Consider the following 25,214-nt stretch of genomic DNA (forward strand, 5'->3'; position numbering starts at 1 on the left):
ACACAAACGACCCCTCACACCCGACCGCCCCGCCCACCCGCCCCCCCCCCCCCCCCCCCCCCCCCCCCCCCCCCCCCCCCCCCCCCCCCCCCCCCGCCGCGGCGCCCCCGGACTCGCCGACGCCCCCGGTCGCCGCACCGACCACCGCCCAGGAGCCCGCCCCCGGCGACGCCGCCCTGCCCGAGGTGCCCGCGCCCGGGGAGACGACGGACACCGCCTCGTCGGCACGGACGGCCTCGTCGCCCGTGCCGGGGGTGGACTGCCGGGAGGCCGACTAGTGAGCGCCGCAGGCACGGGTTCCCCACCGGAGGTGTGTTGATGCCCGGGCCCGTCACCGACCCCGGCGGCACCGCGGCCACGACGCCCACCCGGCGGGGCACCGAGGCGCTGCTGCTCGCCTTCGCCGTGCTCATCACCGTCGTCGCCCAGGTGATCGTCGACCTCACGGTCACCGGCGAGCTGCGCCCGCAGATGGCCGGCTTCAGCGTGTGGATCACCGCGCTCTGGGTCGTGGCCCACCTCGTCGTCCGCAGGTGGGCCTCCTACGCCGACCCGCTGCTGCTGCCGTCGGTCGCCCTGCTCGTCGGGCTGGGGCTGGCGGTGATCCACCGCCTGGACCTGGCGGCCGAGCAGGTCGGCAGCACGGTCACGCGCGAGGACGCCCCCGTGCAGCTGGTGTGGGCCACCCTCGGCGTCACCCTCTTCGTGGCGGTGCTCGTCGTCGTCCGCGACCACCGGACGCTGTCCCGGTTCGCCTACACGCTGGCGCTGCTCGGGCTGGTGCTGCTCGCGCTGCCCGCCGTCCTCCCCGCCTCGATCTCGGAGGTCAACGGCGCGAAGATCTGGATCCGGGTGGCCGGCTTCTCGATCCAGCCGGGCGAGTTCGCCAAGATCTGCCTCGTCGTCTTCTTCGCCGCCTACCTGGTGGACAAGCGCGACGTGCTCGCCCTGGCGAGCAAGAAGGTTGCCGGGCTGGAGCTGCCGCGCGGCCGCGACCTCGGGCCCGTGCTGCTCGCCTGGATGGTGTCGATCCTCGTCCTGGTCTTCGAGCGCGACCTGGGCAGCTCCCTGCTGCTGTTCGGCATCTTCGTGGTGATGCTGTACGTCGCCACCGAACGGGCCAGCTGGCTGTTCATCGGCCTGGGCCTGTTCGCCGGTGGAGCGTTCATCGCGTACCAGATCTTCGGCCACGTGCGGGCGCGCGTGGACACCTGGTTGGACCCGTCGGCGTACTACGACGGCGCCGGTTACCAGCTGATGCAGTCGCTCTTCGGCCTCGGGACCGGCGGGCTGTTCGGCGCGGGCCTCGGCGGCGGGCGCCCCGACCAGGTGCCGGTGGCCAAGAGCGACTTCATCGCCGCCGCCGTCGGCGAGGAGCTCGGCCTCTTCGGGCTCGTCGCCGTGATCGTCGTCTACCTGATCCTCGTCGAGCGCGGGCTGCGCACCTCGCTCGTCGTGCGCGACGCCTTCGGCAAGCTGCTGGCCACCGGCCTGGCGTTCGCCGTCGCCTGGCAGGTGTTCGTGGTGCTCGGCGGGGTCACCGGGCTGCTCCCGCTGACCGGCCTGACCACCCCGTTCCTGGCCTACGGCGGCTCGTCGCTGGTGGCCAACTTCGTGCTCGTGGCGCTGCTGGTCCGCATCAGCGACGCCGCGCGGCGCCCGGCGACGCCGCACGCGGCCCCGGTGCGCCTCGGCGACGCCCCGACCGAGGTGGTGACGCCGTGAACGCACCGCTGCGGCGGGTGGCGATCAGCGTGCTGGTGCTGTTCACGCTGCTGATCGTCAACGTCAACGTCATCCAGGTCGTCCGCTCGGACTCCCTCCGCTCGGACAGCCGCAACACCCGCGTGATCGCCGAGTCCTACGACCGCGAACGCGGCTCGATCATCGTGGCGGGCACCGAGGTGGCCCTCTCGGTCCCGACCGACGGCCGCCTCGAGTACCTGCGCACCTACCCGCAGGGGCCGTTGTACGCGCCGGTCACCGGGTACCACTCGCTGGTGTACGGCAACCGGTACCTCGAGGACGTCATGAACGACGTGCTCTCCGGGGACGACGACCGGCTGTTCGTCCGCCGCATCGCCGACCTGTTCACCGGGCGCGACCCCGCCGGTGGGGACGTCGTGCTGACCCTCGACCCGGACGTCCAGGCCGCCGCCATGGCCGGCCTGGACGGCGTGACCGGGGGCGTCGTCGCGCTCGACCCGCGGACCGGCGCGATCCTCGGGATGGCGAGCACGCCGACCTACGACCCCGGCCTGGTCTCCGGCCACGACCCCTCGGCGATCCGCGAGAACATGGAGCAGCTCACCGGGCAGGACCCCGACCCCCGCGCGAACCGCGCCATCGAGGACAACTTCCCGCCCGGCTCGCTGTTCAAGGTGATCGTCGCGGCCGCCGCGCTGGAGGAGGGGCTGACCCCCGACTCCGTCGTACCGGCTCCCCGCGAGCTGCCGCTGCCGAACAGCACCCGGGTGATCCCCAACTTCGGCGGCTCCGCGTGCGACCCCAGCGGCGAGCAGTCGCTCACCGACGCGCTGACCGTCTCCTGCAACACCGCCTTCGCCCAGCTCGGCCTCGACCTCGGCGAGGGCCAGGTGCGCGAGATGGCCGAGGCGTTCGGGCTGGACGGCGAGGGGTTGGAGATCCCCCTGCAGGTGGCGCCGAGCACCGTGGGCGACATCGTCGACGACGCCGCCCTGGCCCAGACCTCGATCGGCCAGCGCGACGTCCGCATGACCGTGCTGCAGGCGGCCATGGTCGCCGCCGCGGTGGCCAACGACGGCGTGCAGATGAAGCCCTACCTGGTCGAGGAGCTGCGCGCCCCCGACCTGACGGTCATCGACTCCGCCGACCCGGAGGTGCTCAACGAGCCGATCTCCGAGGAGGTCGCCGACCAGCTCACCGAGATGATGGTCAGCGTCGTCGCCCGGGGCTCCGGCCGGGCCGCCCGCCTCAACGGCGTCGAGGTGGCCGGCAAGACCGGGACGGCGCAGGTGCGCGAGGGCGTGCCCGACCACAACTGGTTCATGGGCTTCGCGCCGGCCGACGACCCGCAGATCGCCGTCGCCGTGTTCGTGGCCAACGGCGGCGGTACCGGCGGCGACGTCTCCGCCCCGATCGCCCGCGAGGTCATGGCGGCGTACTTCGACGGGCAGGGCGGCTGATGGCGCTGGGGATCGGCAGCATGCTGGCCGGGCGGTACGAGATCACCGCCCCCATCGCCACCGGCGGCATGGGCGAGGTGTGGAAGGCGCGCGACCGGGTGCTGGACCGGATCGTCGCGGCGAAGGTGCTCAAGACCGAGTACACGAACGACCCGAGCTTCCTCGCCCGCTTCCGCAACGAGGCGCGGCACACCGCGGCGCTGTCCCACCCCAACATCGCCTCGGTCTACGACTACGGCGAGACCACCGACGACAGCGGCGTGCAGACCCTGGCGTTCCTGGTGATGGAGTACGTCGAGGGCCAGCCGCTGGTCACCATCCTCCACGAGGAGGGCCGGCTGCCGGTCGACTGGACGCTGCACGTCCTCGGCCAGGCCGCCGACGGGCTCTCCGCCGCCCACCGGGCCGGCGTGGTGCACCGCGACATCAAGCCGGGCAATCTCATCGTCCGCCCCGACGGGGTCGTGAAGCTGACCGACTTCGGCATCGCCCAGGCCCGGGACGCCGCCCCCCTGACCCGCACCGGCATGGTGGTGGGCACGGCCCAGTACCTCTCCCCGGAGCAGGCCCAGGGCATGGAGGTCAACGCCGCCTCCGACGTGTACTCCCTCGGCGTCGTCGGCTTCGAGTGCCTCTCCGGCGCCCGGCCGTTCGACGGCGCCTCGCAGGTCGCCATCGCGCTGGCGCACATCAACCGGCCGCCACCCCCGCTGCCCGGCGACATCCCCCCGGCCGTCCGGCTGCTCGTCGAGCGGGCCCTGGCCAAGGACCCGGCGGACCGGTTCGCCGACGGCGGTGCGTTCGCCGACGCCGTCCGCCGCGTCGCGAACGGGGACGGCCTGGCCGCCGGGCCCGTGGTGGCACCGGCGACCGCCCCGACCCAGATCGTCGAGGTCGGCGACGGGCACACCCAGGTCTTCGCCACCCCCGCCGCCGGGATGGCCGCGGTGCCGCCCGCCACCGGTGGCCGTCCGATGCCGCCGCTCCAGGCGCCGCCGGACGACGACTGGACCGACGGCGACGAGCCCCCTGCCCGGCGCACCCGGCGCTGGCTCTGGCCGGCCGCCGCGCTGGTGCTGCTGCTGATCGTCGCCGGTACCACCTTCCTGGCCCTGAACGGCTTCGGTGAGGACCCCCGGGACGACGCGGCGTCCACCACGAGCGCGGCGCCCACGAGCGCCGAGCCCGGCGGGATCCTCCTCGACCCGGCGCAGTACGTCGGCCGGGACGCCGACGAGGTGGAGGAGCAGCTGCGGGAGGCGGGGTTCACCTCGATCTCCCGGGAGGACGCGAGCGAGGGTCTGCTGATCGCCGTGGGCCAGGCGCTCGACGAGGGCGACGTCGCGGGCATCGATCCCTCCGGTGTCGAGGCTGCTCCGGACACCCCGATCACGCTGTTCGTCGCCCCGGACGACTTCGACCCGGCGCCCCCGGAGGACGACGAGGCCGGTGACGGGGAGGAGCCGGCGGCCCCCACCACCACGGCACCGCCGACGACCACGGCTCCCCCGGCGGCCGAGCCCACCGAGACGCAGACGACGCCCTCGCCCACCCCCTCGGCCTCGGCCTCCGCCGGGGGCAGCCCCGCCCCGTCGTCGACGACGACGACGACGACGGCGGAGTCGTCGACGGTCGTGCCACCCCCGGAGCCCGAGGCCAGCGGCAGCGGCAGCGCCACGCCGGGTCAGGATGACGGCCTGTGAGCAGCTCGACACTCGGGTCCCGGGTCGGGGCCGGTTGTGCGGTTAGGCTCGCCGACGGCCAGCAGCGCGCGGCGGCTCCCGCCGCGGGCAGGCTCCGCACCACCGGGCCGCGGAGGCTGCAGGGAACCGCCCGAGAGGACCGTAGATGACCACGCCGCAGGTGCTCGGGGAGCGCTACGAGATCGGCGGAGTCCTTGGCCGCGGCGGCATGGCCGAGGTCCACCACGGACGTGATCTGCGCCTGGGCCGCGAGGTCGCGGTCAAGGTGCTGCGCCACGACCTGGCTCGCGACCCCTCCTTCCAGGTGCGCTTCCGCCGCGAGGCGCAGGCGTCGGCGTCGCTGAACCACCCGGCGATCGTCGCCGTCTACGACACCGGCGAGGACCGCACGCCCAGCGGGGCCACCCCGTACATCGTCATGGAGTACGTCGAGGGCGAGACGTTGCGCGACGTGCTGCGGCGCGAGGGCCGGCTGCCGATCGAGCGGGCGATGAGCCTGGCCGCCGACATCTGCGGCGCGCTCGACTTCAGCCACCGCAACGGCATCGTGCACCGGGACGTGAAGCCCGGGAACGTGATGATCACGCCGCAGGGCACGGTCAAGGTCATGGACTTCGGGATCGCCCGCGCGGTCTCGGACTCCGCGGCCACGATGACCTCCACCGCGGCGGTGATAGGGACCGCCCAGTACCTCTCCCCCGAGCAGGCCCGCGGCGAGGGCGTCGACGCGCGCTCCGACGTCTACTCGCTGGGCTGCCTCCTCTACGAGCTGGTCACCGGGGCCCCGCCGTTCACCGGTGACTCGCCGGTGTCGGTGGCCTACCAGCACGTGCGCGAGGACCCGCGGCTGCCGTCGTCGATCAACCCCGACGTCCCGCCGGAGCTTGACGCGATCCTGCTCAAGGCGATGAGCAAGAACCCGGCCAACCGCTACCAGTCGGCCGCGGACATGCGCAACGACCTGCTCCGGGCGCTCGCCGGGCAGCGGGTCGAGGCGACGCCGGTGATGGGTGACGCCGAGAAGACCGCCATCATCGGCGCGCCCGTCGGCGGCTACGCCAGCGGTTACGGCGACGAGGACTGGGACGACGACGGCGACCGGCGCCGCAAGCGCCGGATCATCGCGATCGTGGCGCTCCTCGGTGTCCTGCTGCTCGGCGGCGCCATCGCCGCCGCCCTCCTGATCAACCAGGACGACGACGTGGCGCCGGTCGCCCAGCAGGTGGAGGTCCCGGTGCTGCTCGACCAGCCGGTGGAGCAGGCCCGTCAGGCGATCACCGAGGCCGGGCTGGTGGTCGGCACCGAGACCGAGGAGCAGACCACCGACCCCGCCCAGGTCGGGACGGTGCTCGAGACGTCACCCGCGGGCGGGGCCGTCGTGGAGGAGGGCACCGAGGTCGACCTCGTCGTCGGCGTCGCGCCGGACGCCGTCACGGTGCCCAACCTGATCGGGGCCACCGAGGAGCAGGCGCGGAACGCGCTCGAGGCGGCCGGCTTCACCGGCAACATCGACACGCGGCAGGAGGACTCCCTCGAGGAGGAGGACACCGTCGCCTCCGTCGAGCCCGCGGTGGGCCAGTCGGTGCCGGCGGACGGGACCGTCACGCTGGGCCTGTCGACCGGCACGATCGATCTCCCGGACGTCACCGGTCAGCCGCAGGCGCAGGCCGTCGCGACGCTCACCGGGGCCGGCTTCACCGAGGCGCAGATCGACGTCGAGGAGGTCGACTCGGACCAGCCCGCGGGCACCGTCGTCGGCACGAGTCCGGGACCGCAGAGCCCCGCCTCCACCGGCACGCGGATCGTCCTGCAGGTCTCCGGTGGGGTCACCGAGATCAGCGTGCCCAACCTCCGAGGGCAGTCCCCCGAGGCTGCGGAGGCGAACCTGCGGGCCGCCGGGTTCACCAGGTTCCAGTTCACCACCGTCGACGAGGCCGACCCGGGCGTGGGGCCCAACCAGGTGGTCGCCACCGAGCCGGCCGCCGGCACCGCTCAGGCACCGGACACGCCCATCACCGTCCTGCTGAACCCGCAGGTCGACGAGCAGGACGCCGACTGACCGGCCTTCTCCCGACGAAGGGCTCCCCCCGCACCGCGGGCGGAGCCCTTCGTCGTCACGGGGTGCCGCTCAGGCGGTGGCGGAGGTGAGCCGCTTCGCCGCGGAGGTGGCGGCGGCGACGACGTCCTCGTCGGGCGCCAGACCGCACGCGGCGAGCCAGGTCGCCAGCATCCGGTGGCCGCCCTCGGTGAGCACCGACTCGGGGTGGAACTGGACGCCCTCGATGGGCAGCTCACGGTGCCGCAGGGCCATCACGAGCCCCGACGGGGTGTGCCCGGTGACCTCCAGCTCGTCGGGCACCGTGGCGGCGTCGACGGCCAGCGAGTGGTACCGGGTAGCGGTGAACGGTGACGGGAGTCCGGCGAGGACGCCGCGGCCCTCGTGCAGCACCTGGCTGGTCTTGCCGTGCAGCAGCTCGGGGGCGCGCACCACCTCCGCGCCGAACGCCTCCGCGATGGCCTGGTGACCCAGGCACACACCGAGGAGGGGGGTGCCCTGCTCGGCGGCGGCCCGGACCATGGGCACGGTCACGCCGGCGTCCGCGGGGGCACCGGGGCCGGGCGAGAGAAGCACGCCCGCGACGTCCAGGTCCGCGAGCTCCTCGACCGTGACGGCGTCGTTGCGCCGGACCTCGCACCGCACGCCGAGCTGCCCCAGGTACTGCACGAGGTTGTAGACGAAGCTGTCGAAGTTGTCGACGACGAGGACCGGACGGTCGGCGGCGGTCATCGCGGTCGGGCTCCTCGCTGGGTCGGGGGGGTGGCACGGGGGGCCGGCCGGCGCTCAGCCGGCGGTGGCGTGCTGGAGGGTGAGGCCGCCATCGTAGGCGGGCACCGTGAGCTGGGGCCGCTCGCGTACCTCGAACGTGAGGCCCCAGGACCGCACCGCCTGCTCGAAGACTGCGACCTGCGGCGAGGCGTCGAGCGCGGCCTCGACCTGCGGGGCGTCGACGACGGCGGTGATCACGAACGGTGGGGAGTAGGTGCGCCCCCGCAGCAGCAGGGTGTTCCCGACGCAGCGGACGGCGCTCGTGGAGATGAGCCGCTGGTCCATGATCGCCACCGCGTCGGCGCCGGCGGCCCACACGGCGTTCACCACGCCCTGGACGTCGCTCTGGTGGATGACCAGGTCGTCGGGGCGGGCGCCGGTGGGCAGGCTGCCGTCGGAGGGCTGGGGGGCGTCGTCGAGGGTGATGACCACCCCGGAGCCCACGACCGGCGTGAGGCCCGCCTCCGGGGCGTCGGCCTCGGCGACCGCCTGGACCTCCGCGACGGCGCCGTCGCGGGTCGCCACCTGCGCGGTGAGCCGCTGCAGCTGGTCCTGGAGCTGCGCCAGCTGGCGCTCCTGCCGGGCCACGGCGGCGTCGCGCTCCTCGACCAGCTGGGAGAGCTGGGTGACCTCGCCGGCGCGCAGGTCGCTGCCCTCGGCGGTCCGGCCGGAGGTGGCGAACAGCAGGCCGGCGGCCAGGGCGACGACGGGGACCAGCGCCCCCCAGGCGGACGGGGAGCGACCGGGTAGGGACCAGCGGACCACCGCGCACCCCCTCGGACCTGACGGCGTCGGCGCGTTCGGGTGAGGCACCGGTGGCGACGTCCCCCGGAAGTTTAGTCTGGGAGCAGTTCCGGCCGGGGACGACCAGACCGGCCGCCGGGAGGGAGTCCGCACGTGCCCAAGTCGAAGGTGCGCAAGAAGTCGGTGTACACGCCCCCGGAGGACGCGCTGCGTTCCCGGGGCACCGCGTCCAAGGCCCTGCAGCCCAGCCCCCGCTGGTACGCGCCGGTCATGGTGACGCTGATGCTGCTCGGGCTGCTCTGGATCGTCGTCTACTACGTGGCAGGCGACCGGATCCCGCTGATGGTCTCGCTGGGGGCCTGGAACTTCGCCATCGGCTTCGGCGCCATGGTCGCCGGGCTGATCATGTCGATGCGCTGGCGCTGACCGAGCGTCCACGACCGCCGATCGAGGCCTCCGTCCCGCCGGGACGGGGGCCTTCGTCGTTCCCGGCCCCGTCGCCGGGCTCCCGGCAGCACTCCGCATGCGGCCCCCGGACGCCGGGGAGCCCGGGCTGTTCACCGCTGTGCACAGCGATCGTCTCCGTCCACAGGTCGACATGACGCCCCACCCCCAGGGTTGTCCACCGAGTGTGGAGGGACCGAACGGGTCCGGACCGCTCTGACCTGCGCTTTTCCCGCGGGTGGGGCTCGTGTGACGAGGCGTCCAACGGCGAAACTACAGCCGTGTGAGTCTGTCCCCAGCTGTGTACCCAGCTGTGGACGAGTCGACTTGTCCGCGTGGCGGAGACGGCTGGCTCCGCTCGGTCTTACCCGTCCTGACCTGCGGATACACCGCTCCGCGCGGCCACCGTGGACGGACCCGTCCGGGTCACTGAGCGCACCCGATCACGCACGCAGCGGCAGCGCCGAGCGGTGGACGACGATGCCCGGGACGACACCAGCCCCCGGCCGTGGGCCGGGGGCTGGTGGGGACGGAGCACCGGGGGCGGTCAGGCGTCGAGGAGCTCCAGGATCGTCGCGTTGGCCGTGCCGCCGCCCTCGCACATCGTCTGGAGCCCGTACCGGGTCCCGGTGGCCTGCATGTGGTGGACGAGCGTGGTCATGATCCGGGCGCCGGATCCACCGAGCGGGTGGCCCAGAGCGATCGCGCCGCCGAGCGGGTTGAGACGGCCGGCGTCGCCACCGGTGTCGGCCATCCACGCCATGGGCACCGGTGCGAAGGCCTCGTTGACCTCGAAGACGCCGATGTCGTCGATCGACAGCCCGGAGCGCTCCAGCACCTTCTGGGTGGCCGGGATCGGCGCGGTGAGCATGATGACCGGGTCGTCACCGGCCATGACCGTCGTGTGGATCCGCACGATGGGCCGCAGGCCCAGCTCGCGCGCCTTGTCGCTCGTCGTCACCAGCAGGGCGGCCGAGCCGTCGGAGATCTGGCTGGCGTTTCCGGCGCTGATCACGCCGTCCTCCTTGAAGGGCGTCTTCAGGGAGGCCAGCTTCTCGAGGGTGCCGCCGGGGCGGATGCCCTCGTCGGCGCTGACCACCGTGCCGTCCTCGAGGGTGACCGGGGCGATCTCCTCGTCGAAGGCGCCGTCGGCCTGCGCCTTGGCCGCCTTCTCGTGCGAGGCCAGCGCGAACTCGTCGAGCTCGGTGCGGGAGAAGCCCCAGCGCTCGGCGATCATCTCCGCGCCGATGCCCTGGTTGGGGTAGACGCCGTCGTAGCGCTCGAAGAAGCGCGGGCCCAGCGGCTTGCCCGCGATGCCGTCGGCCCGTGCCGAGCCCATGGGCACCCGGCTCATCGACTCCACGCCACCGGCGACGACGACGTCGGCCTGGCCGCTGATGACGGTGGCGGCGGCGAAGGCGACGGCCTGCTGGGACGACCCGCACTGGCGGTCGATCGTGGTGCCGGGCACCGACTCCGGCCAGCCGGCGGCCAGCGGCGCGTTGCGCCCGATGTTGAAGGTCTGCTCCCCGACCTGGCTCACGCAGCCCCAGAAGACGTCCTCCACGACGGCGGGGTCGATGCCGGAGCGCTCGGCGAGGGCGTTGAGGACGTGCGCGGAGAGGTCGACCGCGTGCACCCCCGAGAGCCCTCCTCCCCGCTTGCCCACCGGCGTACGGACGGCGGCACAGATGACGGCATCGCGCATGGATCGACTCCTCGAGGACGACGGTCGGGTGCGCCGGCCGGCCACCCTGCCCGCGATCGTATGTTCCGCGCCACACCTGGCAGGCTGTGGGCGTGCAGTGGTCCCCTCCGGCGGCCGTGCCGGCCGGTCTCACTGCCGGTGCCGCCGCCCTCGGCGCGGTCAGCTTCCTGCTGGACCCGGCGGGCCGGATCCTCGTCGGCGGGGCGGCCCTCCTGCTTCTCCTGCTGGCCGCGCGCGAGGCGCTGCTGCGGCCCCGGCTCGCCGCCGGCCCCGACGGGGTCGCCGTGCGGACGCTGACCGGGACCCGGGTGCTGCCCTGGGGGCTGCTGCGGGTCCACGTGCGGAGCGCACGGCGGTGGGGGACGACGGTGCGGACGCTGGAGCTCGAGGGGCCGGCCGGCGGGGACGACGACGGGCTGCTGCTGGTGCTGGGGCGCTGGGACCTCGGCGCCGACCCCGCGACCGTGGCGGGCGCGCTGGCGGAGCTGCGCCCGCGGGGCGGATCGGTCCGCTGAAGCCAGGACGCCGCGGCGTCAGACCGCGCCGACGTGGGAGACGCCGAGGGCGAGCGCGAGCAGCAGCACGGCCAGCGCCCCGATCGCGACCGCCTGCACGGCCGGGCGGCGGCGGGTGCCCAGGAGCAGTCCCGCGACCGCTGCGCCGGTGACGAGCCCACCCAGGTGCCCCAGCAGGGAGATGCCGGGGAGGAAGCTGATGAAGATGTTGATCCCCAGCAGCACGAGGATGCCCCGGACGTCCTGGCGGCGGACGACCATGAGCACTCCGAGAGCGCCCAGGAGGCCGTAGATGGCCGTGGAGGCGCCCGCCACGGGCCGGGCGAAGTCGCCGAACAGCTGGATCGCCGTGGAGCCGCCGAGCGCGGAGACGACGTAGAGCGCCAGGTACCGGAGCCGGCCCAGCTGCGCCTCCAGCTCGGAGCCGAAGATCAGCAGCGCGAGCATGTTGAGGACGAGGTGCAGCAGGCCGATGTGCAGGAAGGCCGCGGTGAGCAGCCGCCACGGCTCTCCCAGCTCCACCAGGAGCGGGTACTGCGCCAGGTCGACGAAGACAGGCGAGCGGTAGTTCTCCAGCGGGGCGTTGCCCACCAGGCCGGCCGACACCGCGGTCACCAGGAACATGACGACGTTGACGGCGATCAGGGTGACCGTGACGCCGCCCCAGCGCGAGGCCGCGGCCTTGAGACCGGAGCTGCGCTTGGGCGCCCGCACCGAGGCCGCGCCCTCCCGGACGCACGCCGGGCACTGGAAGCCGACCGACGCGGGGATCATGCACTCGGGGCAGATCGGCCGGCCGCACCGCGCGCAGGAGATGCCCGTGGGCCGCTCGGGGTGGCGGTAGCAGCCCGGAGGCGGGGGCGGCGGCTGGTCGGCCGCGCCCCCGCCGTGCGGTTCCGTGCTCAGCTGCGCTGCACCTCGACGGACTCGATCACCACGTCCTCGACGGGGCGGTCGTTGCGGCCGGTGGAGACGGCGGCGATGCGGTCGACGACGTCGCGGCTGGGCTGGTCGGCCACCTCACCGAAGATGGTGTGCTTGCCGGTCAGCCAGCTGGTGGGGGCGACGGTGATGAAGAACTGCGACCCGTTGGTGCCCGGTCCGGCGTTGGCCATGGCCAGCAGGTAGGGCTTGGTGAAGGCCAGGTCGGGGTGGATCTCGTCGCCGAACTGGTAGCCGGGGCCGCCGATGCCCTGACCCAGCGGGTCGCCGCCCTGGATCATGAAGCCGGAGATGATCCGGTGGAAGACCGTGCCGTCGTAGAGCTTGTCCGTCGTCTTCTCGCGGGTCGCGGGGTGCGTCCACTCGCGGGCGCCTTCGGCCAGGTCGGCGAAGTTGGCGACCGTCTTGGGGGCGTGGTCGGGGAACAGGTCCACGGTGATGTCGCCGTGGTTGGTGTGCAGGACCGCGCGGCGGGCGGGAGTCGATTCAGTCACGGCTCCACTCTCCCACCGTCCCGCCGGCGGCGTGGCGGTGGGCCGGAGGCCGTGGTTTCACGTGGCACGGGACGCCGGGCGGGGCGTCGAGGGTGGAGACGAGGGGAATCGAACCCCTAACCCCCGCCTTGCAAAGGCGGTGCTCTGCCAATTGAGCTACGTCCCCGGGTGGCCCTACGCGGGCCGGTGGTTCAGCGGGTGGGCGTGCTGACGGCGCCCGGGCCGCTGGTGGCCTCACGCCACAGGTCGGCCTCCGTCCGGCCGGCGGACCGCTTCCGGACGGCGACGACCGCACCGGCCGCGGCGGCGACGAGCGCCAGCTGCTTGAGCACGCGGAGAACCTCCTCGGGCGCTTCGCTCGCCGCGGGGGCGACGTGCGGGGGAACGCGGAACCGCGAGGCTCCGGTACACGGGTGGGCCTGGGAGGACTTGAACCTCCGGCCTCATCCTTATCAGGGATGCGCTCTAACCGCCTGAGCTACAGGCCCGTGAACCTCGAACAGCATACGTGACACCTACAGCCGTCCCTCACGGGGGTGCGGGCCACGGCGACACCCGGAGGGTCCCCGGGTGGCACGACGGCCACGCTCCGCCCCGAGGGGGACGGCACGTGGCCGCGGTGTCGTCCGGAGGACGACGGATCACTCAGTCCCGTTCGGAGAGCGTGACCTCGAGCCCGCCGACGAGATCGGAGCAGAGGTTGTAGATGAACGTGCCGACGGTGCACAACGCCGTCAGGAGGACGACGTTGATGGCGCCGATGACCGCCGCGCCCCAGAAGACCACGCCCATGGTCACGACGTCGCCGCTGGACTCCGCACCGGACGCGCTGCCGATCTGGCCGAACAGGTCGTTGACCGCGTCGAAGACGCCCAGGCCGCCGAGCACCAGGTAGAGCAGCCCGACCGCGACCATCCAGATGAAGAACAGGGCGATCGACAGCATCAGCGAGATCTTCAGCGCCGACCAGGTGTCGATGTGGCGCACCTGCAGGCGGGCGCGGCGAGGGCCGCGACCGGCCTTGCCGCGCCCGGTCCGGACGCTGCCCACGCCCACGCCCACCGGTGCGCTGCCGCCGTCGCCGGTGCTGGTGGACTAGTCGGCGTCGGCGACCGGAACCGGCTGCTGCGTCGCGCTCTGGGGGGTCGCGCCGGCGGGGGCCGCCCCCTGGGGGGCGGCGCCCTGCTGCGCCGGGCCCGGCTGGGCCGGCGTCGCGCCGGTCTCGGGGTTCAGCGGCTGCGGGACGACCGGCGCCGCGCCCGTGCCCGGGGTCTGCGCGCGCTGGCTGCCGGTGGCGGGGATGGACTGCGTCGGCGCGGGCTTGCCGTCCGTGGGCTTCCCCTCCGCCGCGCTCCCGTCCCCTGCCCGGGAGTCGGTGCGCACCGAACCGTGCGTCCGGTCGCTCATGCCAGTCTCCCGTTCCGCAGCGGCGAACGCCGCTCCTCCAGATCCGGGCGCCGCGACGGCATGGGGCCGCCGCGGAGCCGCAGTCGCTTGCGTGACTGACTACTCACCCTAGGCCGGAGGCTCGTCGTTGTCCGTCGTACGCGCGATCGCCACGATGGAGACGTCCTCGGGCAAGTTCATGAGCTTGACGCCCATGGTGGCGCGGTCCTTGTTGTGCCGGACCCCGTTGACCGGCGTCCGGATGACCCCGCCTCCGGAGGTGATGGCGTACAGCTCGTCGCCGAGGGTCACCGCGAGCGCGCCGACGAGGGCGCCCTTGCGGGCCTTCGGGTCGGCGGTGAGCACGCCCTTGCCGCCCCGGCCCTGGTTCGGGTAGTTCTCGATACCCGTCCGCTTGGCGAAGCCGCGCTCGGTGGCGACCAGCACGTCGACCCCCTCCTGGACGACCATCATCGAGAGCAGGCGGTCGTCCTCGGAGAGGGAGATGCCCCGCACACCCTCGGTGGCGCGGCCCATCGGCCGCAGCGCGGCGTCGTCGGCGGTGAACCGGATCGACATCGCCTTGCGGGTGACCAGGAGCAGGTCCGAGGCACTGTGGATCAGCGCCGCCCCGACGAGCTCGTCGCCGTCGCGGAGGTTGATGGCGATGACGCCGCCCTGGCGCGGGGAGTCGAAGTCGGTGAGCCGGGTCTTCTTCACCTGCCCCTTGGCGGTGGCGAGCACCAGGTACGGGGCGACCGAGTAGTCCTTGATCTGCATGACCTGGGCGATCTTCTCGTCGCCCTGGAAGGCCAGGATGTTGGCCACGTGCGCGCCGCGGGCGGTGCGGTTGGCCTCGGGCAGCTCGTAGGCCTTGGCCCGGTACACCCGGCCCTTGTTGGTGAAGAAGAGGATCCAGTCGTGGGTGGAGCCCACGAAGAAGTGGTCGACGATGTCGTCCTGCTTGAGCTGGGCTCCCATCACGCCCTTGCCGCCGCGGCGCTGCGACCGGTAGAGGTCGCTCTTGGTCCGCTTGGCGTAGCCGGTGCGGGTGATGGTGACGACGACCTCCTCCTCCGCGATGAGGTCCTCCATCGAGACGTCGCCCTCGTTGGGGACGAACTTCGTGCGGCGGTCGTCGCCGTACTTCTCGACGATCTCGGCGAGCTCGTCCTTGACGATCTGCCGCTGGCGCTCGGGCGAGGCGAGGATGGCCTGCAGGTCGGCGATGCGGGCTTCGATCTCGGCCAGCTCGTCCATGATCCGCTGGCGCTCGAGAGCGGCCAGCCGGCGCAGCTGGAGGTCCAGGATCGCGACGGCCTGGATCTCGTCGATGTCGAGGAGCTCCATCAGGCCACCGCGCGCCTCCTCTGCCGACGGGCTGCGCCGGATGAGGGCGATGACCTCGTCGAGGTGGTCGAGGGCCTTGGCGTAGCCGCGCAGGATGTGCGCGCGCTCCTCGGCCTTGCGCAGCCGGTACCGGGTGCGCCGCTGGATGACCTCGATCTGGTGCAGCACCCAGTTGCGGACCAGCTCGTCCAGCCGCAGCGTGCGGGGCACGCCGTCGACGATGGAGAGCATGTTGCAGCCGAACGAGGTCTGCAGCTGGGTGTGCTTGTAGAGGTTGTTCAGCACGACCTTGGCGACGGCGTCACGGCGCAGGGTGATGACCAGCCGGCGGCCCACCCGGTCGCTGGACTCGTCGGCGATCTCGCTGATGCCCTGGAGCCGGCCGTCCTTGACCAGGTCGGCGATGTTCTCGGCGAGGTTGTCCGGGTTGACCTGGTAGGGCAGCTCGGTGACGACGAGCTGCACCCGGCCCCGGGCGTCCTCCTCGACGGTGACGACGGCGCGCATGCGCACCGAGCCGCGGCCGGTGCGGTAGGCGTCCTCGATGCCCTCGCGGCCGACGATGAGGCCGTGCGTCGGGAAGTCGGGGCCCTTGATCCGCTCCATGCACGCGGTGAGGGCCTCCTCGGCCTCCGCCTCGGGGTGGTCGAGCATCCAGAAGACGGCGTCGGCCACCTCCCGCAGGTTGTGCGGCGGCATGTTGGTGGCCATGCCGACCGCGATCCCGGCGGAGCCGTTGATCAGCAGGTTGGGGATGCGCGCGGGCAGGACGACGGGCTCCTGGGTGCGGCCGTCGTAGTTGCCCTGGAAGTCGACGGTCTCCTCGTCGATGCCGGCCAGCATCTCCATGGCCAGCGGCGTGAGACGGCACTCGGTGTACCGCATCGCGGCCGCCGGGTCGTTCCCGGGCGAACCGAAGTTCCCCTGCCCGTCGATGAGCGGGTAGCGCATCGACCACGGCTGGGCGAGGCGGACGAGGGCGTCGTAGATCGCCGAGTCGCCGTGGGGGTGGTAGTTACCCATGACCTCGGCGACCGGGCGGGCGCACTTCACGTACCCGCGGTCGGGGCGGAAGCCCTGGTCGTACATCGCGAACAGGACGCGGCGGTGCACCGGCTTGAGCCCGTCGCGGACCTCGGGCAGCGCGCGCCCGACGATCACGCTCATGGCGTAGTCGATGTAGCTGCGCTGCATCTCCTGCTGGAGGTCGACCGGTTCGACGCGGTCGCGGGGTGGTGTCTCCGTCACGGTTCAGGTCTCCACAGGTCGGTGCACAGAGGTGGATGAATCCGCCGGCCGCGAGCGTGCGAGTGGCCGGCGCATCCATCCACCTCCCGCCGCAGGCGGCGTTCGGATTGGCTAGTCGGTACAGCGAAGCTGTTCGTCTTCGTCACCGAGGTGGGTCAGACGTCGAGGAAGCGGACGTCCCGGGCGTTGCGGGTGATGAAGCTGCGCCGGGCCTCGACGTCCTCGCCCATGAGCACGCTGAAGATTTCGTCGGCCGCGGCCGCGTCCTCCAGCGTCACCTGCCGCAGGATGCGGGTCTCGGGGTTCATCGTGGTCTCCCACAGCTCGCTGGCGTTCATCTCGCCGAGCCCCTTGAACCGCTGGATCATCTCGTCCTTGATTTTGCGGCCGCCCTCGACACCGGCCTTGACCACCGCGTCGCGCTCCCGGTCGCTGTAGGCGTACTCGTCGCCGACCTTGCCGCCCCACTTGATCTTGTACAGCGGGGGCTTGGCGAGGTACACGTACTGCCCCTCGACCAGCGGCCGCATGAAGCGGAACAGCAGCGTCAGCAGCAGCGTGCTGATGTGCTGGCCGTCGACGTCGGCGTCGGCCATCAGCACGATCTTGTGGTACCGGAGCTTCGAGATGTCGAACTCGTCGTGGATGCCGGTGCCGAAGGCGGTGATCATCGACTGGACCTCGGTGTTCTTGAGGACCCGGTCGATCCGCGCCTTCTCGACGTTGATGATCTTGCCGCGGATGGGCAGGATCGCCTGGAACATCGAGTCGCGGCCGGACTTCGCCGAGCCACCGGCGGAGTCACCCTCGACGATGTAGATCTCCGAGGCGCGGGGGTCGGTGGAACGGCAGTCGGCCAGCTTGCCCGGCAGGGAGTTGTTGCTCAGCAGGCTCTTGCGGGCGAGCTTGCGGGCGTCCTGGGCGGCACGCCGGGCGCGCGCGGCCGAGGCGGCCTTGGTGATGATCGTCTTGGCCTCGGCGGGGTTGGACTCGAACCAGTGCCCGATCTGCTCGTTGCAGATGCGCTGGACGAAACCCTTGACCTCGGTGTTGCCGAGCTTCGTCTTCGTCTGCCCCTCGAACTGCGGGTCGCCCAGCTTCACCGAGACGATCGCCGCGAGGCCCTCTCGGATGTCGTCGCCGGTGAGCTTCTCGTCCTTCTCCTTGAGCAGCTTCTTCTCGACGGCGTACCGGTTGACGATCGAGGTGAGCGCCGCGCGGAAGCCCTCCTCGTGCGTGCCGCCCTCGTGGGTGTTGATCACGTTGGCGAAGGTGTGCACCGACTCGGAGTAGGCGTCGGACCACTGCATCGCGACGTCCACGGACATCGCCATGTCGTTCTTGCCGGTGCCCTCGGCGGAGAAGCCGATGACCGACTTGTGGATGGGGTTCCGCCGCCGGTTGATGTGGCCGACGTAGTCGACCAGGCCGCCGTCGTACCGGTAGGTGACCTCGGTGGGCTCGAACGCCTCCTCCTCGGCCTCGACCGGGGTGGCCGCCTCGGCCAGCGACTCCTCGCCGACCCCCGTCTCGACCTTGGCGTGACCGGGGCGCTCGTCGCGCAGCACGATGGTCAGCCCGGCGTTCAGGAAGGCCATCTCCTGCAGCCGGCGGTTGATCGTGTCGAACGAGTAGGTCGTGGTCTCGAAGATGTCGCCGTCGGCCCAGAAGGTGATCTGGCTGCCGCGCTTGTCGGTCGGGCCGACCTCCACCAGCGGGCCCGGCTTGGCGTCCGTGTACTCCTGGTGCCACTCCTTCCCGCGGGTCCAGACGCGGACTTCCAGCCTGGTCGAGAGGGCGTTGACGACGGTGACGCCGACGCCGTGCAGACCGCCGGAGACGCCGTAGCTCTTGCCGTCGAACTTCCCGCCCGCGTGCAGGACGGTCATGATCACCTCGACGGTGGGCCGCTTCTCGACCGGGTGCATGTCCACCGGGATGCCGCGGCCGTTGTCCTCGACGCGGACTCCCCCGTCGGCCAGCAGGGTGACCTTCACGGTGTCGCAGTAGCCGGCCAGCGCCTCGTCGACGGCGTTGTCCACGACCTCCCACACCATGTGGTGCAGACCGCGCTCACCGGTGGAGCCGATGTACATACCGGGGCGCTTGCGCACCGCCTCGAGACCCTCGAGGACGGTGATGGAGCTGCCGGAGTAGGCATTGTCGACCTGGGGTGCTGCGACCACGTGGGGCCTTCCTCTCGAGCAACCGGCGGCTCGCAGCCCCCGGTCGGTGCGGGGGGCCGGAACGGCGCAGGAGGGCGCTCAGCCGGTTGCTGACGGTTTTCGTCTCCCACGATACCGCGAGGTACGACAGGAACCGTGCCGTGGACGCCCTCACGTCGTGTCTGCGCCGCTCGCGGGATGCCCGCCACCATCCTGCTTGCCCCCCGCTCCGACACGCCGTCAGGGGCCCCGCTGGCGGTCGGGCGCCGCGCGCGGTCGCCGGCGGGACCGCACACTCCGCCGCATGCCGCCGCCGGACAGCGTCCCCGGGACCGGTCCCGCGGGGTCCCCGCTCACCTGCCTGGTCACCGGGGCGACCGGGTACGTGGGCGGCCGTCTCGTGCCGGAACTGCTCGCAGCCGGTCACCGCGTCCGGGTCATGAGCCGCTCGCCGGAGCGGCTGCGCGACCACCCCTGGGCCGGGGACGTCGAGGTGGTGCGGGCCGACGCGCAGGACACCGCCGCGGTGGCGGGGGCGTGCGCCGGCGTGGACGTCGTCTACCACCTGGTCCACGCCGCGGGCTCGCGGCCGGAGTCCGGGCAGATCGACCGCCGCGCCGCCGGGATCATGGCGCGCGCCGCCCGAGAGGCCGGGGTCGGCCGGCTCGTGCACCTGGGCTGGCCGGCGCCCGACGACGCGCACCTCTCGCCGCACCTGCGCTCCCGCGCCGAGGTCGCCGGGATCCTGCTGGGCTCCGGGGTGCCGACGGTGGTGCTGCGGGCCGCCGTCGTCCTGGGCTCGGGGTCGGCGTCGTTCGAAATGCTGCGCCACCTGACCGAGCGGCTGCCGGTGATGGTCACCCCGCGGTGGGTGCGCAACGAGGTCCAGCCGATCGCGATCCGGGACGTCCTGCGCTACCTCGTCGCCTGCGCCCGGCTGCCGGCGGACGTGCACCGCGGCTTCGACATCGGCGGGCCCGACGTCATGGACTACGCCGCGATGATGCGCCGCTACGCCCGGGTGGCCGGGTTGCCGCCGCGGCGGATCCTGCCCCTGCCGGTCGTCACGCCGTCGCTGTCCAGCCACTGGGTCGGCGTCGTGACGCCGGTGCCGGCGTCGATCGCCCGGCCGCTGGTGGAGTCGCTGCGCACCGCAGTCGTCTGCACCGAGCACGACATCGCGCGGTACGTGCCCGATCCGCCCGAGGGGCTGCTCGGCTTCGACGACGCGGTGCGCCTGGCGATCCAGCGCATCCGCGACTCCGACGTCGCCACCCGCTGGGCCTCGGCCTCGGTGCCCGGCGCCCCCTCCGACCCGCTGCCCACCGACCCCGACTGGGTCGGCGGGAGCCTCTACGTCGACGAACGGGAGCGCACCACGACCGCGCCGGTCGAGGCGGTGTGGCGGGTGGTCGAGGGCATCGGCGGGGACACCGGCTGGTACTCGTGGCCGCTGGCCTGGCGGGTGCGGGGCTGGCTGGACCGGGCGGTCGGCGGGGTCGGCCTGCGGCGGGGGCGGCGCAACCCCGACCGGCTGTTCGTCGGTGACGCGCTCGACTTCTGGCGGGTCGAGGAGCGGGAGGAGGGCCGGCTGCTGCGGCTGCGCGCCGAGATGCGGGTGCCCGGGCTGGCCTGGCTGGAGTTCCACGTGGAACACGACCCGGCCACGGGCGGGGCGGTCCTGCGCCAGCGGGCCACCTTCGCCCCGCGCGGGCTGCTCGGGCACCTGTACTGGTGGGCCGTCGCGGCGTTCCACGGCGTCGTGTTCGGCGGCATGCTCCGCGGCATCGTGCGGGCGGCCGAGCAGCAGGCGGACCGCGCCCGCTGACGCCGCGCCGCCGTCCTCCCTCACCGTGGCGCTTCCTCCCCCACCGCCCACCGCGGGGGAGGACGCGCCGGGATCAGGTCACCTGATCCCGGCGGCGGTCAGACGAGGAGCTGGGCGGCGGCCAGCTCGCGGTAGAGCGGGCTGCTGGCGACCAGCTCGTCGTGGGTGCCCCGCGCGACCACCCGCCCCTGGTCGAGCACCACGATCTGGTCGCTGTCGAGCACCGTGGACAGCCGGTGGGCGACCACCAGCAGCGCCCGCCCCGAGGAGGCCGCGGCCAGGGTGGCGCGCAGCAGGCCCTCGTTGCGCGCGTCCAGGCTCGCGGTCGGCTCGTCGAGCAGCAGCAGCTCCGGGCGGGCCAGCAGCGAGCGCGCGATCGCCAGCCGCTGCCGCTCGCCCCCGGAGAGCAGCACGCCCTCGTCGCCAACCAGGACGTCGAGCCCGCGCGGCGAGCGCCGGACGACGTCGGTGAGCCCGACGTCGGCGAGGACCGCCCACAGCTCGGGGTCGGTGGCGTCGGGCCGGGTCAGGAGCAGGTTGTCCCGCACCGTCCCCGCGAGCACCGGGGCCTCCTGCTCGACGTAGCCGAGACGGGCGCGCAGGGCCGCCCGCGGCAGGTCGCGGACGTCGGCGCCGGCCCACCGGATCGCGCCGCCGGAGTGCGGGTAGAACCCCTCGATCAGCGCCAGGACCGTGGACTTCCCCGCTCCCGACGGGCCGACCAGCGCGACGCGGCCGCCCGCGGGCACCTGCAGGGAGACCCCGTGCAGCACCGGGGTGCCGTCCGGGTAGGCGAAGGAGATGTCGTCCAGCTCGAGCAGCGGCGCCCCCGGCACCGGCGTGACCCGGCCCGGTCGCCCGCGCTGCGGGCGCTCGTCGTCCTCCGGCGGCAGGCCGAGGACCTCCTGGATGCGGGTGAGCGCGCCGAGCCCGGTCTGCAGCTGGGTCCACGCCCCGATCGCCTGCCCCAGGGGCATGACCAGCAGGAACAGGTACAGGATGAAGGCCACCAGGGAGGCCACGGTGATCGAGCCGCTCGCCACCCGGTAGCCGCCGACGCCGAGGACCGCCAGGAAGGCGCCCTGCACGGCGATGGAGCCCGCCGGCGAGACGAGCGCCTCGAGCCGGGCGACCTGGACACCCGCCGTGTAGGCGCGGCGGGCGCTGGCGCCCACGGCGGTGACCTCCCGCGCCGTCGCCCCGCTGGCCCGGATGGTGCGCACCGCCGACAGCGCCCGCTCGACCGCCGCCGTCATCGCGCCGACCTCCTCCTGCGCGCGCTGCGACAGCCGGCGGACCCCGCGGGAGGCGAGGACGGCGGTGATCGCGCCGATCGCGACGGCCAGCACGGTCACCAGCAGCAGCCAGACGTCGACCACGGCCATGGCCACCAGGGCGCCGACCCCGACGACCACCGAGCCGGCGACGTCGACGACACCCGAGGTGACCGTCGCCCGCAGCAGGGTGGTGTCCGAGCCGACCCGGGACATCAGGTCGCCGGTGCGGCGGCGGTCGTACTCGGCGACCGGGAGCCGGAGCAGCCGGTCGACCAGCGTCAGGCGGGTGGTGAGGACGAAGCCCTCGGCGGTGCGCTGCAGGACGAACTGCTGCAGCGCCGAGAGGGCCGACCCCACCACCAGGACGACGACGAGCAGCCCGACCGCCGGCAGCAGCGGCTCGCCGGCACCGACCACCTCGATGACCCGCGCGACCAGGGCCGGCTGCGCGAGCGCGGCGGCGGCGCCGACCAGCGACAGCGCCGCGGCCAGCAGCAGCGGCCGGCGGTGCGGCCGCAGCAGCGGCAGCAGGTCGCGCAGCCGTGCGGCCGGCGGCTCCGCGGCGCCGTCCACCGCGGCGGAGCCGTCCGCCGAGGTCGCTGCGGTCACGGGCCGGGCGCCGTCAGGAGCCGGCGGTGAGGCCGACGGTGATCGCCGTCAGCAGCCGGGTGTGGTGCTCGAGCAGCTGCGGCCGGTGCCCGTCGGGCCGGATCGCCGCCACGTGCCCCGCGCCCGACCAGAACTCGTCGCCGTCGTCGCTGCCCAGGAGCAGGCCGTGCAGGGCCGGGTCCTGCACCAGGCGGCGCAGCTGCGGGTCGTCCTCCGCGGCCAGCAGCAGCCAGCGGGCGTCGAAGGCCGGGTCTCCGCTGGGCATCGGCACCAGACCGCCGGTCCGGTGCCGCCAGAAGCGCGCCGGGCTGAGCCGGAAGCCCGGTACGCGGCCCAGCATGGGGACGGCGGTGATCGCGTACTCCGGGACCAGGTAGCGCCCCGAGGCGTAGACGACGTCGAAGGCGACCAGCTCCAGCGAGCCCGCCCGGCCGCGCAGGACGTTGCCGGGGCGGTGGTCCTTGGTCGCCCGGACCGGCGCGCTCGCGATCAGCTCGGCGAGCGGGGCGTCCTGCGGGGCGGTGCCGTCGGAGACGGTCCACCCCTTCTGCAGCGCCCAGCCCTGCGAGCCCACGAGGTCGCCCTCGTAGCGGAACACCTGCTCGACGGCGCCCGGCTTGCGCCGACGACGGCCGAACAGCCCGCGCGGCGCCGGCTGCTCCGGCGGCGGGTACTGCTGCGAGGGGTACTGCTCCTGCGGGGGCTGCGCCGGCGGGTACTGCTGCTCCGGCCGCACCGCCTGCGGCGGCGGGTAGTCCGCCGACGGCACGTCCTGACGCGGCGGTGCCGGGCGCTCGGGCTCCGCGGCCGGCAGGTCCCAGCCCGGGGGCTGCCAGGGCTGGCCGGCCGGCGGCTCGTCGCGCGGGGTCTTGCGCCGGTCGGCGAAGTTGGGGCGGTCCTCGTCCTCCGCCCCACCGCCGCCGAGGTGCGGCGGCTCGCGCCAGCCGCGGCCCTCGGCGTCGTCGAAGCCGTCCCGGTCACCGTCGCGGGGGGTGCTCATCCCTGCATCGTCCTCCCCGGCGCCCGCCCCGCGGGGCGGGGCACCTCATCCGTAGGTGTCGCGCGGCCCGCGCCCGCGCACCGAGCGCGGGCCCTTCTTCCAGCTCGGGGCCGTCGGTCCGACAACGCGCAACCTGGTCACGACGTCCCCACCGACCTGCGCGCGCAGCTTCCCGAGGATGGAGGGCGCCAGCAGGCGCAGCTGGGTCGCCCACGCCGTGGACTCGGCGACGACCAGGAGCTCGCCCTCGGTGAGGGTCTGCGGCCGGCAGTGCGACGCGATGTCGGGGCCGACGATCGAGTCCCACCGGCCGAACACCGAGCCGACCTTCGTGCGGGCCGTCCAGTCCTGCTGGTCGACCAGCGCGTTCACCAGGTTGCCCAGCGGCTGGGGGTCGTCGGCGCCCGGCCGCGGGCCGGTCCAGGTGCGGCGCGGCCCGGCGATCCGGCGGCGGGTCGGCCGGGGCCGGGACGCCGATGCGGCGCGGGCGGCCTCGAGCGCGGCCCGCGCGATGTCACTGGGCCGTGCCGGCCGGTCGTCGCTCACGGCATGCCTCCCTCGCCCACCGGGACCGCATCCTTCACCACGAGCGCCATCCCGCCACCCACCTCGACCCGCGTCCCGCGGAGCTCCTCGGGCACGTCGTCGACCACCGCGGCGGTGATGAGCGTCTGCTCGGCCGACCGTGCGACGGCGGCCAGCGCCGCTCGTCGCTCGGCGTCCAGGGTGGCGAAGACGTCGTCCAGCACCAGGACGGGGTCCTCGCCCTCGCCGCGCAGCAGCGCGAAGGTCGCCAGCTTGAGGGCCAGCGCGAGCGACCAGGACTCCCCGTGGCTGGCGAAGCCCTTCGCGGGGGCGGGGCCCAGGTGGATGACCAGGTCGTCGCGGTGGGGGCCCACCAGCGTCATGCCGCGGTCGAGCTCGTCCCCCCGGCGCTCGGCGATGCGGGCGCGGATCGCCTCGGCCAGCTCCTCCACCGAGGGGAGCGCCGCGCCGGGGACCAGGGCCGCGCCGTCGCCGGCCAGCGGAACGGTCGAGCTGTAGCCGAGCCCGGCCGCGGCGGCGCCCTCCCCGGCGACACCGGCGTAGGACTCCGCCACGTGCGGGGCCAGGTCGGCGACCAGCCGGAGGCGGGCGGCGAGGACCTGGGCACCGAGGTCGGTGAGGTGGCCGTCCCAGACGTCGAGGGTCTCCATCGCCTTGCCACGGGCCAGCCGGGCGGTCTTGAGCAGGGCGTTGCGCTGCTTGAGCACCCGCTCGTAGTCGCTGCGGACGCCGGCCAGCCGCGGGGTGCGGGTGGCCAGCAGCTCGTCGAGGAACCGCCGCCGCTCGGTCGGGTCGCCGCGGACCAGGGAGAGGTCCTCGGGGGCGAACAGCACCGTGCGCACCAGCCCGAGCAGCTCCCGCGGCCGCGGCAGCGGCGCCCGGTTGACCCGCACCCGGTTGGCCTTGCCGGGGTTGATCTCGATCTCGACCAGCAGCTCCCGGTCACCGCGGCGGAGCGCGGCCCGCACCACGGCCTGCCCGGCGCCGTGGCGGACCAGCGGCGCGTCCCCGGACACCCGGTGGCTGCTCATGGTCGCGAGGTAGCCGACCGCCTCGACCAGGTTGGTCTTGCCCTCCCCGTTGCGGCCGACGAACACCGTCGGCCCCGGGCCCAGGGCCAGGTCGACCCGTTCCCAGCTGCGGAAGTCACCCACCTGCAGGTGCCTCAGGTACACCTCGGCCTTTCCTGACGTGAGCAGCGGATACGGGGCCCTGCAGGGTCCCGCCCGGGAGCCTGCGAGCGGGTGGGGGCAGGGGGTGC

21 protein-coding genes and 2 tRNA genes are annotated in these 25,214 nt (G+C 73.7%); 7 read left to right on the forward strand and 16 right to left on the reverse strand.

What is annotated here, in order from left to right:
* Nucleotides 1–318: 318 nt before the first annotated feature.
* From ACI792_RS19210 to pknB, 4 genes are all read left to right on the forward strand, one after another.
* A complete protein-coding gene (locus ACI792_RS19210) occupies nucleotides 319–1,725 on the forward strand; it encodes an FtsW/RodA/SpoVE family cell cycle protein (RefSeq protein WP_456604000.1) in 1,407 nt (468 codons plus the stop codon).
* Nucleotides 1,722–3,167: a peptidoglycan D,D-transpeptidase FtsI family protein gene (locus ACI792_RS19215; RefSeq protein ID WP_456604001.1), complete on the forward strand. Its 1,446-nt coding sequence runs from the start codon at nucleotides 1,722–1,724 to the stop codon at nucleotides 3,165–3,167. The genes ACI792_RS19210 and ACI792_RS19215 overlap by 4 nt, the downstream gene beginning before the upstream one ends.
* Complete coding sequence (locus ACI792_RS19220) at nucleotides 3,167–4,870, forward strand: protein kinase domain-containing protein (protein ID WP_456604002.1); 1,704 nt, start codon at nucleotides 3,167–3,169, stop codon at nucleotides 4,868–4,870. The genes ACI792_RS19215 and ACI792_RS19220 overlap by 1 nt, the downstream gene beginning before the upstream one ends.
* 145 nt (nucleotides 4,871–5,015) lie before the next feature.
* Entirely contained in the window at nucleotides 5,016–6,929 is a 1,914-nt protein-coding gene (gene pknB, locus ACI792_RS19225) for a Stk1 family PASTA domain-containing Ser/Thr kinase (RefSeq protein ID WP_456604003.1), read from the forward strand.
* A 69-nt stretch (nucleotides 6,930–6,998) separates the two neighbouring features.
* On the opposite strand, the gene ACI792_RS19230 is transcribed toward pknB, so the two are convergent.
* Both ACI792_RS19230 and ACI792_RS19235 read right to left on the reverse strand, forming a co-directional pair.
* Complete coding sequence (locus ACI792_RS19230) at nucleotides 6,999–7,658, reverse strand: aminodeoxychorismate/anthranilate synthase component II (protein WP_456604004.1); 660 nt, start codon at nucleotides 7,656–7,658, stop codon at nucleotides 6,999–7,001.
* 54 nt (nucleotides 7,659–7,712) lie between these two features.
* Entirely contained in the window at nucleotides 7,713–8,462 is a 750-nt protein-coding gene (locus ACI792_RS19235; protein ID WP_456604005.1) for a DUF881 domain-containing protein, read from the reverse strand.
* Nucleotides 8,463–8,594: 132 nt separating this feature from the next.
* Between ACI792_RS19235 and crgA the strand changes: the two genes are divergently transcribed.
* Nucleotides 8,595–8,867: a cell division protein CrgA gene (crgA, locus tag ACI792_RS19240; protein ID WP_456582994.1), complete on the forward strand. Its 273-nt coding sequence runs from the start codon at nucleotides 8,595–8,597 to the stop codon at nucleotides 8,865–8,867.
* Nucleotides 8,868–9,432: 565 nt separating this feature from the next.
* On the opposite strand, the gene ACI792_RS19245 is transcribed toward crgA, so the two are convergent.
* Nucleotides 9,433–10,593, reverse strand: a complete 1,161-nt coding sequence (locus ACI792_RS19245) for a thiolase family protein (RefSeq protein WP_456604006.1) — start codon at nucleotides 10,591–10,593, stop codon at nucleotides 9,433–9,435.
* A 92-nt stretch (nucleotides 10,594–10,685) separates the two neighbouring features.
* Between ACI792_RS19245 and ACI792_RS19250 the strand changes: the two genes are divergently transcribed.
* Nucleotides 10,686–11,108 (forward strand): PH domain-containing protein, encoded by a 423-nt coding sequence (locus ACI792_RS19250; protein ID WP_456604007.1) that lies wholly within the window; start codon nucleotides 10,686–10,688, stop codon nucleotides 11,106–11,108.
* Nucleotides 11,109–11,126: 18 nt separating this feature from the next.
* On the opposite strand, the gene ACI792_RS19255 is transcribed toward ACI792_RS19250, so the two are convergent.
* The 9 genes from ACI792_RS19255 to gyrB all read right to left on the reverse strand — a co-directional run bounded on the left by ACI792_RS19255 (nucleotide 11,127) and on the right by gyrB (nucleotide 18,714).
* Nucleotides 11,127–11,882, reverse strand: a complete 756-nt coding sequence (locus tag ACI792_RS19255; protein WP_456604008.1) for a rhomboid family intramembrane serine protease — start codon at nucleotides 11,880–11,882, stop codon at nucleotides 11,127–11,129.
* Between the two features lie 128 nt (nucleotides 11,883–12,010).
* Nucleotides 12,011–12,544 (reverse strand): peptidylprolyl isomerase, encoded by a 534-nt coding sequence (locus ACI792_RS19260; RefSeq protein WP_456582990.1) that lies wholly within the window; start codon nucleotides 12,542–12,544, stop codon nucleotides 12,011–12,013.
* A gap of 93 nt (nucleotides 12,545–12,637) precedes the next feature.
* Nucleotides 12,638–12,710 (reverse strand) — tRNA-Ala (locus ACI792_RS19265).
* A 25-nt stretch (nucleotides 12,711–12,735) separates the two neighbouring features.
* Nucleotides 12,736–12,876, reverse strand: coding sequence for a DLW-39 family protein (locus tag ACI792_RS19270; protein ID WP_456582989.1), 141 nt, complete (start codon nucleotides 12,874–12,876; stop codon nucleotides 12,736–12,738).
* An 82-nt stretch (nucleotides 12,877–12,958) separates the two neighbouring features.
* Nucleotides 12,959–13,032: transfer RNA gene (locus ACI792_RS19275), tRNA-Ile, on the reverse strand.
* A gap of 157 nt (nucleotides 13,033–13,189) precedes the next feature.
* A complete protein-coding gene (locus tag ACI792_RS19280) occupies nucleotides 13,190–13,594 on the reverse strand; it encodes a DUF3566 domain-containing protein (RefSeq protein ID WP_456604009.1) in 405 nt (134 codons plus the stop codon).
* Nucleotides 13,595–13,639: 45 nt separating this feature from the next.
* Nucleotides 13,640–13,951, reverse strand: a complete 312-nt coding sequence (locus tag ACI792_RS19285) for a hypothetical protein (protein WP_456604010.1) — start codon at nucleotides 13,949–13,951, stop codon at nucleotides 13,640–13,642.
* Between the two features lie 108 nt (nucleotides 13,952–14,059).
* Nucleotides 14,060–16,528 carry a DNA gyrase subunit A gene (gene gyrA / locus ACI792_RS19290; RefSeq protein ID WP_456582987.1) on the reverse strand — a complete coding sequence of 823 codons (2,469 nt, stop codon included), beginning with the start codon at nucleotides 16,526–16,528 and terminating at the stop codon, nucleotides 14,060–14,062.
* A 155-nt stretch (nucleotides 16,529–16,683) separates the two neighbouring features.
* On the reverse strand, nucleotides 16,684–18,714 hold the full coding sequence (gene gyrB / locus ACI792_RS19295) for a DNA topoisomerase (ATP-hydrolyzing) subunit B (RefSeq protein WP_456582986.1): 2,031 nt from the start codon (nucleotides 18,712–18,714) through the stop codon (nucleotides 16,684–16,686).
* 283 nt (nucleotides 18,715–18,997) lie between these two features.
* Here gyrB and ACI792_RS19300 point away from each other — a divergent pair, with 283 nt between their 5' ends.
* Complete coding sequence (locus tag ACI792_RS19300; RefSeq protein WP_456604011.1) at nucleotides 18,998–20,521, forward strand: SDR family oxidoreductase; 1,524 nt, start codon at nucleotides 18,998–19,000, stop codon at nucleotides 20,519–20,521.
* A 98-nt stretch (nucleotides 20,522–20,619) separates the two neighbouring features.
* Here ACI792_RS19300 and ACI792_RS19305 read toward each other — a convergent pair whose 3' ends face one another.
* Genes ACI792_RS19305 through recF form a run of 4 tightly spaced genes read right to left on the reverse strand, consistent with a single transcriptional unit; the run spans nucleotide 20,620 to nucleotide 25,128 of the window.
* Nucleotides 20,620–22,407 carry an ABC transporter ATP-binding protein gene (locus ACI792_RS19305; RefSeq protein ID WP_456604012.1) on the reverse strand — a complete coding sequence of 596 codons (1,788 nt, stop codon included), beginning with the start codon at nucleotides 22,405–22,407 and terminating at the stop codon, nucleotides 20,620–20,622.
* Between the two features lie 13 nt (nucleotides 22,408–22,420).
* Complete coding sequence (locus ACI792_RS19310) at nucleotides 22,421–23,407, reverse strand: hypothetical protein (protein WP_456604013.1); 987 nt, start codon at nucleotides 23,405–23,407, stop codon at nucleotides 22,421–22,423.
* A 45-nt stretch (nucleotides 23,408–23,452) separates the two neighbouring features.
* A complete protein-coding gene (locus tag ACI792_RS19315; RefSeq protein WP_456582982.1) occupies nucleotides 23,453–23,953 on the reverse strand; it encodes a DUF721 domain-containing protein in 501 nt (166 codons plus the stop codon).
* Nucleotides 23,950–25,128: a DNA replication/repair protein RecF gene (gene recF, locus ACI792_RS19320; RefSeq protein ID WP_456604014.1), complete on the reverse strand. Its 1,179-nt coding sequence runs from the start codon at nucleotides 25,126–25,128 to the stop codon at nucleotides 23,950–23,952. Before recF ends, ACI792_RS19315 begins: the two co-directional genes overlap by 4 nt.
* Nucleotides 25,129–25,214: the final 86 nt, after the last annotated feature.

This window comes from Blastococcus sp. SYSU DS0669, assembly GCF_054050895.1.

Bases quoted from the DNA above. Each gene is read 5' to 3' on its own strand.
- ACI792_RS19245 (WP_456604006.1), bottom strand. From the start codon at position 10,593: ATGCGCGATGCCGTCATCTGTGCCGCCGTCCGTACGCCGGTGGGCAAG.
- ACI792_RS19230 (WP_456604004.1), bottom strand. From the start codon at position 7,658: ATGACCGCCGCCGACCGTCCGGTCCTCGTCGTCGACAACTTCGACAGC.
- ACI792_RS19220 (WP_456604002.1), top strand. From the start codon at position 3,167: ATGGCGCTGGGGATCGGCAGCATGCTGGCCGGGCGGTACGAGATCACC.
- ACI792_RS19300 (WP_456604011.1), top strand. From the start codon at position 18,998: ATGCCGCCGCCGGACAGCGTCCCCGGGACCGGTCCCGCGGGGTCCCCG.
- ACI792_RS19310 (WP_456604013.1), bottom strand. From the start codon at position 23,407: ATGAGCACCCCCCGCGACGGTGACCGGGACGGCTTCGACGACGCCGAG.
- pknB (WP_456604003.1), top strand. From the start codon at position 5,016: ATGACCACGCCGCAGGTGCTCGGGGAGCGCTACGAGATCGGCGGAGTC.
- ACI792_RS19210 (WP_456604000.1), top strand. From the start codon at position 319: ATGCCCGGGCCCGTCACCGACCCCGGCGGCACCGCGGCCACGACGCCC.
- ACI792_RS19285 (WP_456604010.1), bottom strand. From the start codon at position 13,951: ATGAGCGACCGGACGCACGGTTCGGTGCGCACCGACTCCCGGGCAGGG.
- ACI792_RS19255 (WP_456604008.1), bottom strand. From the start codon at position 11,882: ATGATCCCCGCGTCGGTCGGCTTCCAGTGCCCGGCGTGCGTCCGGGAG.